The 14,011-nt window shown below is 54.2% G+C and carries 14 protein-coding genes; 5 read left to right on the top strand and 9 right to left on the bottom strand.

Annotated features, from left to right (window positions below; all coding sequences use genetic code 11):
- Positions 1-85: 85 nt before the first annotated feature.
- The 4 genes from cysP to AAC01S_RS11770 form a co-directional block, all read right to left on the bottom strand.
- Entirely contained in the window at positions 86-1,144 is a 1,059-nt protein-coding gene (gene cysP, locus AAC01S_RS11785; RefSeq protein ID WP_067622423.1) for a sulfate permease, read from the bottom strand.
- Positions 1,145-1,392: 248 nt separating this feature from the next.
- Positions 1,393-1,788, bottom strand: coding sequence for an aspartate 1-decarboxylase (gene panD, locus AAC01S_RS11780; RefSeq protein WP_067622488.1), 396 nt, complete (start codon positions 1,786-1,788; stop codon positions 1,393-1,395).
- A gap of 162 nt (positions 1,789-1,950) precedes the next feature.
- A complete protein-coding gene (locus AAC01S_RS11775; protein WP_083511738.1) occupies positions 1,951-2,766 on the bottom strand; it encodes an SGNH/GDSL hydrolase family protein in 816 nt (271 codons plus the stop codon).
- Between the two features lie 259 nt (positions 2,767-3,025).
- Positions 3,026-3,232 carry a heavy-metal-associated domain-containing protein gene (locus AAC01S_RS11770; protein ID WP_067622420.1) on the bottom strand — a complete coding sequence of 69 codons (207 nt, stop codon included), beginning with the start codon at positions 3,230-3,232 and terminating at the stop codon, positions 3,026-3,028.
- 176 nt (positions 3,233-3,408) lie between these two features.
- Between AAC01S_RS11770 and AAC01S_RS11765 the strand changes: the two genes are divergently transcribed.
- Genes AAC01S_RS11765 through AAC01S_RS11755 form a run of 3 tightly spaced genes read left to right on the top strand, consistent with a single transcriptional unit; the run spans position 3,409 to position 7,336 of the window.
- Positions 3,409-5,037: a spore germination protein gene (locus AAC01S_RS11765; RefSeq protein WP_067622418.1), complete on the top strand. Its 1,629-nt coding sequence runs from the start codon at positions 3,409-3,411 to the stop codon at positions 5,035-5,037.
- Entirely contained in the window at positions 5,034-6,176 is a 1,143-nt protein-coding gene (locus AAC01S_RS11760; RefSeq protein WP_067622415.1) for a Ger(x)C family spore germination protein, read from the top strand. The genes AAC01S_RS11765 and AAC01S_RS11760 overlap by 4 nt, the downstream gene beginning before the upstream one ends.
- Before the next feature lie 14 nt (positions 6,177-6,190).
- Entirely contained in the window at positions 6,191-7,336 is a 1,146-nt protein-coding gene (locus AAC01S_RS11755) for a GerAB/ArcD/ProY family transporter (RefSeq protein ID WP_067622412.1), read from the top strand.
- A 103-nt stretch (positions 7,337-7,439) separates the two neighbouring features.
- Here AAC01S_RS11755 and AAC01S_RS11750 read toward each other — a convergent pair whose 3' ends face one another.
- On the bottom strand, positions 7,440-7,664 hold the full coding sequence (locus tag AAC01S_RS11750; RefSeq protein ID WP_067622409.1) for a hypothetical protein: 225 nt from the start codon (positions 7,662-7,664) through the stop codon (positions 7,440-7,442).
- A gap of 80 nt (positions 7,665-7,744) precedes the next feature.
- Positions 7,745-8,710 carry a class II fructose-bisphosphatase gene (gene glpX / locus AAC01S_RS11745; RefSeq protein WP_067622407.1) on the bottom strand — a complete coding sequence of 322 codons (966 nt, stop codon included), beginning with the start codon at positions 8,708-8,710 and terminating at the stop codon, positions 7,745-7,747.
- A 94-nt stretch (positions 8,711-8,804) separates the two neighbouring features.
- Here glpX and AAC01S_RS11740 point away from each other — a divergent pair, with 94 nt between their 5' ends.
- Both AAC01S_RS11740 and AAC01S_RS11735 read left to right on the top strand, forming a co-directional pair.
- On the top strand, positions 8,805-9,119 hold the full coding sequence (locus tag AAC01S_RS11740; RefSeq protein WP_067622404.1) for a hypothetical protein: 315 nt from the start codon (positions 8,805-8,807) through the stop codon (positions 9,117-9,119).
- 9 nt (positions 9,120-9,128) lie between these two features.
- Positions 9,129-9,566, top strand: a complete 438-nt coding sequence (locus AAC01S_RS11735; protein ID WP_306307181.1) for a DUF1284 domain-containing protein — start codon at positions 9,129-9,131, stop codon at positions 9,564-9,566.
- Between the two features lie 51 nt (positions 9,567-9,617).
- On the opposite strand, the gene AAC01S_RS11730 is transcribed toward AAC01S_RS11735, so the two are convergent.
- The 3 genes from AAC01S_RS11730 to AAC01S_RS11720 all read right to left on the bottom strand — a co-directional run bounded on the left by AAC01S_RS11730 (position 9,618) and on the right by AAC01S_RS11720 (position 13,912).
- Positions 9,618-12,188: a PAS domain S-box protein gene (locus AAC01S_RS11730; protein WP_067622401.1), complete on the bottom strand. Its 2,571-nt coding sequence runs from the start codon at positions 12,186-12,188 to the stop codon at positions 9,618-9,620.
- A gap of 265 nt (positions 12,189-12,453) precedes the next feature.
- Positions 12,454-13,479, bottom strand: a complete 1,026-nt coding sequence (locus AAC01S_RS11725) for an NADH:flavin oxidoreductase/NADH oxidase (RefSeq protein WP_067622398.1) — start codon at positions 13,477-13,479, stop codon at positions 12,454-12,456.
- 244 nt (positions 13,480-13,723) lie between these two features.
- Complete coding sequence (locus tag AAC01S_RS11720; RefSeq protein WP_067622395.1) at positions 13,724-13,912, bottom strand: H-type small acid-soluble spore protein; 189 nt, start codon at positions 13,910-13,912, stop codon at positions 13,724-13,726.
- Positions 13,913-14,011: the final 99 nt, after the last annotated feature.

Below are 14,011 nucleotides of genomic sequence, written 5' to 3'. Positions count from 1 at the left end.
CCACTACACTATGATGCACTCGAATGGCTGGAAGTTGTCAATGTTTTGTTTTCCCTCTTCGTTTCTCCGCTTGCGTTTTTCTTCTTCAGTCCAGTTCTTGCATGGTCAACGCCTTGCGTTTTCGCGGCCGCATGCTCCAATACAAGAATGCCACGACAATCGACGCAACGACGACAAACAACGACGTGAAATCCCCTCGCACAAGCATTTCTGTGAACAAAAAACTGACGAGCAGCGCAGATACGGGAGACACAATCCAGGTCTTCAAAATCTTCACGACAACACCTTGCCGCCACACGTCCGTGCCGACGTGAGACTGACCGACGCCAAAGATGGCCATGGTCGTCGCCTGCGTTTGCGGTACAGGCAAGCCAAAAAACGACGCGATTAAGACGAGCGTCGCGCTCGTAAACGACACGACAATACCCTGCATCAGCGAAAGTTTGGTGATTTTCTTCGCATTCGTGTCAAGCACCCTGCTGCCCAGCGTCATGGCCCCCAGAGACACAAACAACGCTCCCCAATAGAGCCCCGCGTGAACGGTCATAATTCCAGAAGCCACCATCGGTCCAACGGCGTTGGCTACGTTGTTCATACCTGCCGAAAACGCCTCATAGCAGCCCGCGCCAATCAAACCGACAATTAACATCGGCACAATCGGCTTCGCTCGCCTCAACAACTTCGGCTCGATCCGCCGAACAACGACGCCCAATCCGAGGCCTATCACCATGGCAAGAAACGGCATGACGAGCCACACCGCGATGATCACCAACAACCTTGAATAATGAAGGTGGCCCAAGGCCAAACCTGCACCGACGACAGCACCAACCGTCACCTCGCTCGTCGACAGAGGAACGCCGATGAGGTTCGAACCAAAGAGTGTCAGGCAAGCTGAGGCCAAGATGATTACGGTCATCTCAAATGTTACAATATGAGAGGGAATCAGTCCGTTGCTGATTGTTTTCACGACGTTTCCGCCGCCGATGACTGCCCCAAGAAACGCCGCCACGGCGACCAGAACCAAAGCGATCCACTTGCGGGTGATAGCTCCTGCGCCAAACGCAGCGCCCATCGATGCCGCGGTACCACTGGCTCCAATATTCGCTGCAAAAAATAAAGCGATCACCCATGCCGCAATGACCACCGGCAAACACCCCCATCAGAGACCGCTACACATGACACTGCGATTCCGAATAACGTTCTCCATATGCCAATCAATTCTAATTAATCCAAACCGAAAAGTCGGATTTCGTTCAGTTTACCAGAACCCCTCGATTTGCACAATCACCAAGCGAGGAGATTGGGGCGGATCGCAACAATCGGGCGAACTCGAAGGCGCGTCAACGCCGTTCGAATCCGCCCGACCAATACCGGGGGGTGTACCATTCTTCGCTATAGCACGTCATCCAGCCATCCATCGTATGGCCGCTGCGTGACTATCGACGAAATCTCGTTTTGTTCGTCGACAAAGACCACGGAAGCCGAAAACTGCTCCCATTCATCGTCGGTCAACCAGGCCAGCGACAGGACAATCACGAGATCGTTGGGTTGGAAGTGCCGAGCCGGCGGACCATTGAGGCAGACGACGCCGCTGCCTTCGCCGCCTTGTATGGCGTATGTCTGCCAAATCACGCCGTTTTGCAAATTCGTAATTTGAACCATTTCATACGGCCGAATGTTGGCGGCTCGCATCAGCGCAGGATCGAGCGTAATGCTGCCCATGTAATTCAGGTCGGCTTGCGTGACGCGCAGACGATGGAGCTTGCCTTTGCACACCTGGCGGAGCACGGACATCATCTCCTCTCCAAACCGCTAGGTCTCAGAGCGGAACCATTTCACGCTTAAGCATATTGTCACGCTTTCGCGCTTATGTGCCGTACTCGTCCGGTTCTGGCCCCTGTCGCTCGATCCCGAGGCCAGGCGGCCGCCTCGACAGACGGCGCGAACATCCTAATTCGCGTTCGTCGACTGCCATGTAACCGGTCCCGTGCCGAACGTCTGGATCCAATCGTCGAACAGCAACTCTCCAGCCAATTCGTGTCCCGCCGAATCTGGGTGCCACGAATCTCCGTAGTAGTTCTGCCAAGTTTGGCCGTGCGCCTTCAAATATGTCGCCATATCCTGATTTAAATCAATGAAATAGACGTTGGGCGAGTGAAACGAGTCCGCGATTGCTTCTTCCGTGTGAATATAACGCTCGACCGGACCATGATTGTAGGTCGCGGTCGCTTTGGTGACCGGCGACGTGACGAAGACGACGACGGCGTTCGCAGCGAGCGACTCCTGAATCTCGTCCTGAATCGCTTGACTAAATTCATCCATGGGCGTCTTCGCGTAGACGTCGTTCAACAATCCCCACGAAATCACGACAATCTGCGGATGATCCGAATCCAGCCACGACTGAAACTTCCCTTCAGCCCAAGTGGGCGATGCCCCCGGTTGTGTCCGGTCATCGTACACATAATTGGTGTTCGTGGCATTGTTCAACGCCTGAAATGCGCGTTTGATGTAACCATCATTATTGGGATCCTTCCAGCCGTGCGCCATCGATCCGCCAACGACCATCACCTTTTCGGTCGTCAGTTGGTCCGTGAGCGTACTGGTCGGCGTATCAGCATACACGTAGTCCGAGCGATTTTGAAACTCTCCAACCAGCCACCCCCCCGTCACCAGCAGGGCCCCGGCAAGGGCATAGCCAACAGCACTTCGAATCCTTCGCCCAATCGAAGAACGCTTCCCGCTCTTCGATTTCACCTGATCTCTCACGTGGCTTCATCCTCTCGCAGTTCTTGAGATTATCGAGGGCAAACGATTCGATGCTCGCATTCGTCCCGATCGTTGTATCGTACTTTCATTAAATAGATATCGAAAGCGCGAACAAAAAATTGGGTGTCGAGCCGGGCTCGACTTGAGGACTCTATCATAACAAAATTCGACAGAGACGCATACAAGCTGTATGCCCAACCCTGGGCACACAGCTTGTCGGCCAGACAGCTTGTCGTCTGTCGCATACACGGGTAAAGCGTCAGTGAACGTCGCAGTTGTTGTCGTCGATCACGTCGCGAATTCGCGCGCCGGAGATCTCGTCGTCGTCGAATGTGATGACCGCAGTTTGCTCAGCGAGGTCCACGTCGAAATTCCGAATACCTTCCACCGCGTGCAGCGCGACGGATACGCGGTTCGCGCAGAGTGCGCACGTGACATCTTCAAGCGTGATCGTAGAAATAGCCATCGTACCGTCTCCTTCTCAAACCTTGATGCATGTAATGTTCCTCCCGGCGCGCCGGCTATGCTTCACACGCGGTCAAGACGTTTCTGGCCCGCGGAAACACTCCTCGTACCAACATGTATAAATATGGCTTTTTAAACCAACATAATCCTTGAATGACAAATTCGAGGCGGGTCGTGATGGGTTGGTTTAAAAGGCTTGTTCAAACAACACCATTCTTCAATCCAGTCAAAGGGCGAAACGCGCCTATCGCGCCGAACTTTCGCGATGCGCCAGATTACGCGGGCCATCTCGACGAGGCGCTCGAGTATTTCGCTCAGACGCTCGGCTTGAGCGACGACTTTATCGTGCGCACTGTGGAAATGAACGGTGTTTCTGCGGCACTTGTCTTTTACTCCAGCGTCTGCGATAAACGTTCCATTGAAGACACATTGCGGTCCGTACACACGCATCGGTTTCCTCGGCGAATGCCGAAGAACCTGGCGCAGTACATGATTGAACGCGTATTGACAGGCGCCGACGCAATTTTTATGTGGAACATGTTCGAGATACGCGAAGCTGTCGCAAGCGGCAAACTCGTGTTGCTCATGGATGGTACGAGCCCAGCTATCGTGATCAGCGCCAAAGCGGTGGAACATCGCTCTCCCGAGCAGCCGACCATCGAATCCGCGTCGCGCGGCTCCCAAGTGTCCTTTGTCGAACACATCGATATCAATTTAGGGCAGATTCGCCAGTCGCTGGCGACCGATACGCTCGTGATCCGCAAATGGGTCATCGGCTACCGTTCCCATCGCACAGTCGCACTCATTTATCTGCGCGACATCGCCAATCCAACGCTGGTCGACACGGTGGCCAAGCGTCTGGAAGCGATTCATATTGACCACATCAGCGGATCGGCCGCGATTGAACAACGCATCAGCGACCATCCATGGTCCATGTTCAACTTGACGCGCACGACCCAGCGAATCGATTCTGTCGGACGCGAGTTGAACCAAGGCAAGGTCGCCATTATCGTCGACGGCGATCCAACCGTTCTCTTGGCTCCTGCGACATTTCAGGATTTCTTTCAGACCGAGGAGGACTATGTCCATTCCTGGATGGAAGCGACCTTTGTCCGCTGGCTGCGCATCGTGTCGTTTGTTTTGGCCGTTTGGCTGCCCTCGTTGTATGTGGCATTTGCGGATTTCAGTCCAGAATTGCTGCCAAAGACCATGGCCCTGCAAATCGCTCAGTCTCGACAAGGCGTACCTTTTCCTGCGGTGATGGAAGTATTTATCATGCAGGTCGTCATCGAAATTCTCCGAGAAGCGACCTTGCGAATGCCCAAAGCGATGGGCCAGACCATCGGCATCGTCGGCGGTCTCGTCGTCGGACAAGCTGCGGTTGAAGCCGGAATCGTCAGTAACATTCTTATCATCATCGTCGCATTGACCGCAATCAGCGTTTTTGTCACACCCAGCTACGAGTTCGCCGTCGTCATTCGCTTGGGAGCGTGGCTGATGATCATCGGCGCGACATTCGTTGGGTTCTACGGCATCGTTCTTGGCACCATGTGGATTCTGTATGAAATCTGCAACACCAAATCATTCGGTGTTCCATATGTGGATCCGTTCGGCGGCGACCATGTTCGCGACGTGTTCATCGACGGTCTCGTCCGGTTGCCTATCACGGTCATGGACAAACGGGCAGAGCACTTGCACGCGACGGATCGGACGGGAAATACCGATTACAACGAACCCGCCCCGCACCCTCAGTTGGAGAAAGGACAGCAATTCGGCACCAGGACGGTGGGGCGACGACACAAATGAAAAGGATTGCATATCCATGGCTTGCGATCACCGCCTTGCTGCTCCTGTTCCTCCCCGGCTGCGGAGATTATCGAAAGTTGAACGACAGAGCGCAGGTGGTTGGGATCGGGATCGATCCTGTGGAAGGACAGCAAGACGAACTCCGGTTTACGTTTCAGATCCCAAATCTCGAGGCGACTTCCCCGTCGAGCGAACAGCCTGGCGGCGGCAAACAAGGAGGCGAAACGCTGCCTTCAAAGAATTTCACCGTGGACGCGACGTCGCTGCAAACCGCGTTGGCCATTGTCCAAACCGACTACAACAAGGCGTTTTATCTTGGCAATATGGAGACGATTGTCGTCAACGCCCATTTGTCCGCTGATCAATTCCTCGCCTTGACAGAACAATTGATGCGCGAAGAGAGTATCGACAAGATGGCGATGATGGTGGCTACAACCACGAGCGCCGAAGAGGTTTTGAGCGTTCCGACGCCATCGCCGGCCGCCACAGTGCTGGAATCGATGTGGGACAGGTCCGTTCCGCAAATGGGTTTTTCGTCAGCCGAGCGCCTCTGGGAGTTCTGGCGCGACTCCGAGACTGTGGGACTCGAAGCACATATTCCACTTGTCACACCGGTGGAGAGCACGCTGAGAGTCGGGGGCACGTTGATCTTTTCACGATATGGCCCCGCCACTATTATCAGTCCGCAGATGACTGTGTATTACAACATGCTCGGCCATCGCATCAGGGCGTTTGCAGCCACGATCCCCGACGGCGACAAGTCGTTCGATGTGAAAGACGAGGTGTCGAGAAGCCGAATCTGGGTGACCATGCGAGACGGCCGGCCCGTTCTCCACGCCAGGACGCGCATCTCGGCGGATTTGTCCTCCGACGAATCCCACGGAACGCGGCCGCTGACGGCTCGCGAGCGTCAACGGTATGAACATGTGATGGAGACCTACTTCGAATCACAGATGATTGCGCTCTTGAAACAGCTCCAAGAGACGAAAACCGATCCGATTGGATTTGGCAAGTGGTACTGTATCCGACATCCTGAGCACTTGCAGCTTGTGGAGGACAACTGGAATGAGTTGTTCGCAGAGTCCACATTTGACATCAAGGTCAACGCGGTAATTAACCGAAAAGGGAACCTACTCTGAGGAGCGTGATCGATATGACGAAACAAACGCTTTCCATCATGCAAGTGATAGCGCTCTCGTCGTCGAGCTATTTTCCTGTGCTCTTCTGGATATACCCGCAGTTGGCCATTCACTACGCCATGTTGGACGCACAGTGGGCGGTGCTGGCTGTCGCCGTACTCGGCATCGGAATCAATTGGCTGCACGGTAAGCTCAATGATCGATTTCCGAATATGACTGGTGCCGATTCGGTGAACCTCCTATTCGGCAAATTCGTCGGCAAGTTGATCGTTTGCCTCTATGTTCCGGTATACATCCTGTTCCTCAGCCTGAGTCTGTACTTCATGTCCAATCTGATGAAGTACTTTTTCCCGAACACACCAAAGTACGTGTTTATTGGACTGCTGATGGCGGCAAGTTGGCGGGGCGCGATGGGCGGCGTCGAGTCGCTCGGAAGGGCGGCTTCGATTGTCCACTCGCTGACGTTTGGTGGGCTCATTCTCACGTTTGGCGTCGTTTATTTGCAAGCGGAACACCGCATGATTCCCATTACCCTCACGCATCCAACCGCAGTCGCGGTGAGCACGTTTCATTTGCTTCCTCTGTATCTTGGCGTGGATCTGGTGTTGATGTTGAGTCCATACTACAAACACTTGCCTAAAAAATCGCAATGGTACCCTGTATGGGGCGCCATCGCTGGCGGTATCGTGCTGATTCTCGTGTTCTTATCCATCGTCGCGAACCTCGGCTGGGTGCCGACCGAGCGGCTGTCGTTTCCAGTACAAGTGGTGATCCAGTTGATCCGAATCCACGGTTTCGTCATCGAGCGCCTCGGTATCGTCATCATCATTCTTTCCGTGGCGTTTGTGACGGTCTTCGCGGCCAATCACATCTGGGCCCTGTCGGCGACTCTGGCTTGCCTGTTCAACCGGTCCGATCACGATTTCAAACCATTCACGTACCTCGTCGTACCGGCCGTATTCATCGTCAGCATCATCATTCAAAACGGCGCGCAAGCACGGATTCTGGTCGATATCGTCCTTGCGCCAGCGAGTGCCGTTCTCACCATCCTGGTACCGTTGTTGAAGCTGTTCATATCGTCGGTCTTTGGCATTCGCACCGACGACAGAGGCGAACGCCCGCCAGCGCGATCGCGGCAGCATCGACGGGCGAATGCATAAGGCGCATCCCATCCTTTGGTCCCCCGTAGCCTAAAAACGGCGCCCAAGCTGGAGGTGCACTCCTGCCCGGCGCCGTCGACCGCCAATCGTCCATGTCAACGAATCAATTGTGGAAAAACGGATGCACTTGAATCAAAAACGAATCCGGCATTTGAGATTTCGCGTATGTCTCGGCTTCTTTCTGGTCCTTCACAGGCGGCGTCACAAACACTTGCGGCGTTTTTGCGATAACCTCATACACCGTGCGATACGCGAACACCTTATAGACGTCCATCTCGCCATCGCCCCATTCATCGTAAGATGTCTTCAGTGTATGTGGAACGCGCATTGTTCTCAATCGTCGCAATGTGTTTTGAAGGCGCTAGCAACCGAAACTTTCACCTAACGTTATCCAAACAAACAGGTTCGTTAGCTCGTCCATCCAACTTTACGGCGCAGATCGTGAATGGCTTCGATGAAGCGGACTGTGCCTGTACGCGCGCGCATGACGATCGATTGCGTCTTCGCCCGGTGATTCGCCAAAAAGCGCACGCCGTGCAGCAGCTCTCCGTCTGTCACCCCGGTTGCCGAGAAAATGGCGTCGTCTCCCATCACCATCTGATCCAGTGTGATGACCTTCTCGAGGTCCGTGATGCCCATATCCAAACACCGTTGACGCTGCGCATCGTCTTCCGGCAGCAACCTGCCCATCAAATCACCGCCGAGGCATTTCAACGCGCACGCCGCCAACACGCCCTCAGGCGCCCCGCCGGATCCCATCAAGACGTCGACGCCAGCATCAGGAAACGCCGTGCTGATGGCCGCTGCAACGTCGCCGCTGCCAATCAGTTTAATTCGCGCTCCGGCGCTGCGCACTTCCTCAATCAGCGCCTCATGCCGCGGCCGATCCAGAATCACTGCGACGACTTGTGAAATGTCCTTGTCATTCGCCTTCGCGACAGCCTGCAGATTTTCACGGACGGATTGCTCCAGGTGAACCTTCCCTCTGGCTTTCGGCCCGACCGCCAGTTTCTCCATGTACATGTCCGGCGCATGCAGCAACGTCCCTCGCGGCGCGATCGCCACCACGGTTATACCGTTGGCTTGCCCGTTTGCCACGACACTGGTGCCTTCGAGCGGATCCACAGCCACATCGACATTGGGCGGGACGCCGTTGCCCAGTTCCTCGCCAATATAGAGCATGGGCGCCTCATCCATCTCGCCTTCGCCAATGACGACGATCCCGCTCATCGAAACGGTGTCAAACATCTTCCGCATCGCTTCAGTCGCCGCGCGATCCGCCGCCATTTTGTCACCCACGCCCATCCAGCGGGCGCTCTGCAACGCCGCCAATTCCGTCACGCGGACGATTTCCATCGCAAGCTCTCGTTCCATCCGTATCACCCCATCTACAGCTTTCCCTGCAAGGTGCGGCAACTTCCACGCAATCGTGGTACTATGGACGTGATATGAAAAGAGGAGAATCCCCATGAACCAGCCTGCCAATTCACCGGATCTGCCATTTCCATGGCGATACGTCATCGCGTTTCTCGTCTGTGTCGCTTTGACCGGACTCGCGATTCTGATTACGTCGAGATTGCACATGCCCAGTTCCGTGATGGTTGTCATCATTTTGGGCATGGCGCTCATCCAGGTCATTTTGCAACTGACGCTGCTGTTGCATGCGTCCTTTAAAGACGAACGCTGGGTTCGACTCGCCGCGCTTCTTGGTGGAACGCTGATCGCCGTGATCGTCATCGGTTTTACGTATTTGGTGATGTCGTTCAACAGCGCGGTTTCCTAAGGAGGGTTGATGAGCGTGATTCGTTTGCGAGGTCACCATCTTTTATGCCTGCTTGGGTATCGCGGCATGGGGTATTCCGAAGAATACGTAGAAAATATGACGCGCGTATACGTGACATTGAATCGCGACGGGTCGACTGTTGTGGAACTGGTGGAAGGACCTGACGACCTGTGCGCCAAGTTCCCATGCTCAGGGGATTATCATTGTCAAAACGAGAGCGTGGACGCACGGGACAAGGCCGTATTTCGCAAACTTGGTTTGCATGTGGGCGACACCCTGCCCTGGCAGGGTGTCCTGGATCGCATCCGAGCGTTCACACAACCGGGCGATATCGCCACACTGTGCGAATCGTGCGGATGGCGAAGCTACGGCGTCTGCGAAGAAGGCGTCGGCTTGGTGATCCAAGGACTGCCGCTTCCAGATCTGGAACGCAAAGCGTCCAAGTGAGATATGAACCGAAGATATCAACGACGAAGATACCCGCCCCCAGTCATCGTGCTACCCCGATTCAGGCAGCCCGATACGAACAGTCGTCCCTTTTCCAAGCACACTGTCAAACTCAATGTTTCCGCCATGTTCTTCGATAATTCGCTTCGTGACCATCAAGCCGAGCCCTGTCCCGTTGCGCTTCGTCGTAAAGAAAGGCTCTCCGAGACGTGCCAATTCATCCGGACCAATGCCGGTTCCTTCATCCGAGCATAAAACATGGACGAACCCTTGCCCACGCTCCACCGTAATCCGCAAGATTCCTCCGCTTGCCATGGCTTCGATGCCATTGCGGATCACGTTGATAAACACCTGCTTTAATTGGTTGGGCTCACACCGGATCGGCTGAATCCCGCGGCCAATCTCAAGGTCGATCTCGACATTGTGAATGATCGCGTGCGAATTCATGAATGAAACCACTTCTTGAATGATGGACTCGACGCTTTCCCTAACATACTCCACGGATTGCGGCTTGGCCAGCATCAAGAGTTCGCCGACGATCAATTCCATCCGAGCCACTTCATTTTTCATGATGTCAAAGTAGCTCTGTTCCTCAGGCAATCTACTCTGTCTCATCAAGTCGATGAAGCCTTTGATGGCCGTCAGCGGATTGCGGATTTCGTGCGCCACTCCGGCGGCCAGTTGCCCCACTGCGGACAATTTTTCCGATCTCTGCAGCAGGTCCTGCGACTCTTTGAGCGCGATTTCCGACGTCCGTCTCGAAGTGACATCCTGCACCGTCCCGAAGAACCGCCTTTTCCCGCTCTGTTCATCGACGATCGTCTCACCTGTCGCGTGCATGTACCGGATACTTCCATCAGGACGAACGATCCCGTACTCCGTATCGAGCGGAGTTCCAGACAATGCGGCCAAGACCTGCTGTTCGGTGCGGGATCGGTCCTCAGGAACGAGGGTTTCGAAAAACGCTTCAAGCGTGCCTTCAAAAGTTTCCCGAGGAATTCCCCACAACTCAAACATGTCGTCCGCCCATATCAAACGCTGTTCATCGATATCGTATTCCCAGTACCCAAGTTTCGCCAGTTGCTGTGCATATCGCAGATTTTGGCGGTGCCTGCGAATCTCCTGTTCCACCTGAACCCTGTCCGATATATCGGCGAACGTGACGACAGCGCCTGCCACTGCGCCGTTCTCCAAGATAGGCGCGATATTGTATTCGCACGGAAACGCCTCTCCGTTGCTTCGGACAAACGAACTGCGCTGAACACGAATAGGACGGCCGTTTCGCAGCACTTCCTCAAGCCACGCCAATTGCGAACCAGCGGGCTGATCCGAAGTTTCGATCAGATCCATGAAGCGTTTGCCGATCATCTCCGAATCCACATACAAAAACGTGTTCAAGGCGACCGGATTGGCGAATGTGACTCGACCGGAAGCGTCGAGTCCGACAATGCCTTCCGCGGCGGCCGTCAGGATCGACTGATACAACTTTTTCAATGAAACCAATTCGTCTTCCGCTTGCTTTCGAGATGTAACATCTCTGGCGATGCCCACGAGGACGTTGCCTGTATCGGTGGCGTGAGACTGGATGTTCGTCTCAAACCATCGGTACTGCCCACGGGAATCTCGCAACAAACACACCAGCGGATCGACACTCAAGCCTTTGGCAACCCGCTCAAACGCGTGCGTGATCTCGAAGATCTGCCCGGGGTGACAAAAGTCGACAAGCGACTTGCCCGTCAAATCTTCTGGAGCATATCCCAACAACGATGTCACGGACGGAGATATGTACGTACAAACACCCGACAAATCGCTGAGAAAAATCACGTCCGAAGCATACGTCGAAATCAGTTGGAACAATTCTTTGCTGCGTCGGAGTTCTAATTCTTGTCGCTTGCGTTCAGTCACGTCTTGGAGGACGATATATGCCCCAACCGTCTGATTGCGAACGACAATCGGAACCTCAGTCTGTTGTACTTGAACACACCGCCCATCTGCATGGCGCAAGCAAATGTGGCCATCGTCCATGCTCTGATGAGGACACTCGGAGTTGTGCCGGGTCGCAATCAGTTCGTTGTAGGGTGTGCCAACGAGCTCGTCCAATGGATAGCCCGTCATTCTGCCAAACGCGGGATTTGTGCGGATGATAAGACCTGAAGAATCAAGCGAACATATGCCATCCGAATTATATTTCTTCAACGATTCGTAACGCTCTTTGCTTTCCAACAACTCGAGTTCGAGCAATTTTTGCTCCGTAATGTCCCGTACGAGCCCATAGACAATCGAATCGGACGGACCAGAAAATCCGACCGCTGTCGAATGCAGATAGCGAATTTCTCCTGCATCCAGGCAAATGCGATATATGTGATCGTGCAGCTCGCCTGCCGCGAACCTTGCGAGCATGGCCTTCGTGGCGTCCAAATCATCAGGATGGATGAACGGATAGAGCGTATTCGAAACATCAATGGGACGGCCGTCGTCGCAAAGTCCGAACATGTTGTAGATCTCAGGGGACCAAGAGACTGAATGAGTCCGCGTGTCGTACTGCCAGAACCCGATTTTCGCCATACGCAGGGCAAAGAGAATCCGCTTGTCTTCGACATCCCATACCTTTTTGAACTCCATGCATGTTTCTCCGCTCTACCAACAATGTAATAAACAGGCTGTTAAAAGAGCCGAAAGAGCTTATGCCCTCTCGGCTTGCAAAATCTTCGATGTTGAATACGTTGTCGACGATCTCAACGGGAGATTCGCTATCATCATAAATCGAAATCTATCGTGAGACAATACCGTATGGAATCTTGTCCAGCATCTATTGGTATGAAATGATAGATTCTTTGACAGCAAAGGGGAGCTGCTGAATCAGCAACTCCCCTTTGCGGATCGCGATTTAGGAAAATGCGCGGCCATATTGCTTCGGTGAGGCAACTTCCAAGCCAAGCTGTTGTTGGGCGTGCAAAGCCCAGTACGGATCCCGCAACAGTCCTCGAGCAATGGCAATCAGGTCGGCGTCGCCGTTTCCAATCACAGACTCCGCAAGAGCCACGTCGTCGAGCATGCCGACCGCAATCACTGGTACGCCCAAGGCCTCCCGGAACGCCCGTGCAAACGGCACTTGATAGCCGGGGAAATTGCCAGGCACGCGCTGCCCAGGCCGCCCTTCTCCACCCGAACTGACGTGGAATACGTCAACACCAGCGTCACGGTATGCCTTCGCGATGTCTATGGCGTGATCCAACGAATATCCGCCATCGGCGTATTCTACCGCGGAAATCCGCAGGAACAGCGGCATATCGCTTGGCATTTCCCGCTTCACCGCGCGGATGATCTCCACGCCAAATTTGGACAAATCCTTGCCGTATTCATCCGTCCTGCGGTTGGTCAACGGCGACTGGAACTGGTGAATGAGGTAGCCATGCGCTCCATGGAGCTCAATCACATCGAAGCCTGCCGCCACGGCGCGACGCGCCCCTGCCGCGAACGATTCGACGATTCGTTCAATCTCGGCGACAGAGAGTTCTTTGGGCTCCTTGTACTGCGGCCCTTCGAACTTAATGGCCGATGGCGCGACTGGTGTGGGGGCGTCTTCCGCCTTTCGGCCGGCGTGGGCAATCTGGATCCCGATTTTGGCTCCATGCTGATGGCACGCGTCGACGATCTTGCGGAAGGGGGCAACGTGATCGTCCGACCAAATTCCCAAGTCATAGTCGGTAATCCGTCCATCCGGTTCGACATCCGTCATTTCCACAATAACGAGACCAACGCCTCCTACCGCTCGACTCGTGTAATGCGTAAAGTGCCAATCGTTCGGAATGCCATCCTTCGCTGTCACGGAATACTGGCACATAGGCGCCATCACAACGCGATTCTTCAACTCCAGCGACTTGACAGAAAACGGGGTGAATACGTTTGACATGAATTCATCTCTCCACTCGAATCGTCATATGCAAGAAATTCGTTACTTCCTTCTCTTTGTATAGCACACTTTGCCCGGGCAATCAAAGACGATGGCTTATCTGGCACCCGTGGATGCTGTTAACAGGACGGATCGATCGACAAGTCGGCTGCCCACATGACAGCCGACTTGTTTTCACCCGACTATACGTTCCATGCAACGTGACAAAGAGATTTTCGAACTTCAGGATCACTGGGAGGAATGGTTACTGCGTGGTCCGCTCCGTCAAATTACTGACATGAACATCATGCTCTTGTTCTGGATTTTTGAGGTGGTAAATGCGTGCCATTTCCGATTCTTCATCGACACTTTGAATGTAAACCTGCTGTCCATTATGCGTTACGTGGGCCATGACTGGCGATTCGCTGATCTGTTTTGCACGATTCACATCCATGGAATCCCCTCCCCGAATATGCGAACAGACGGCTTGCGCCGTCTGTCGCTATAAGGCTAGTCGTGATACGCCATCCGCTACGAAATAGTCATTTCGTTT

The organism is Alicyclobacillus acidiphilus NBRC 100859 (genome assembly GCF_001544355.1).
Lineage (GTDB): Bacteria > Bacillota > Bacilli > Alicyclobacillales > Alicyclobacillaceae > Alicyclobacillus > Alicyclobacillus acidiphilus.
This window is presented reverse-complemented; position numbering and strand designations above follow the sequence as displayed.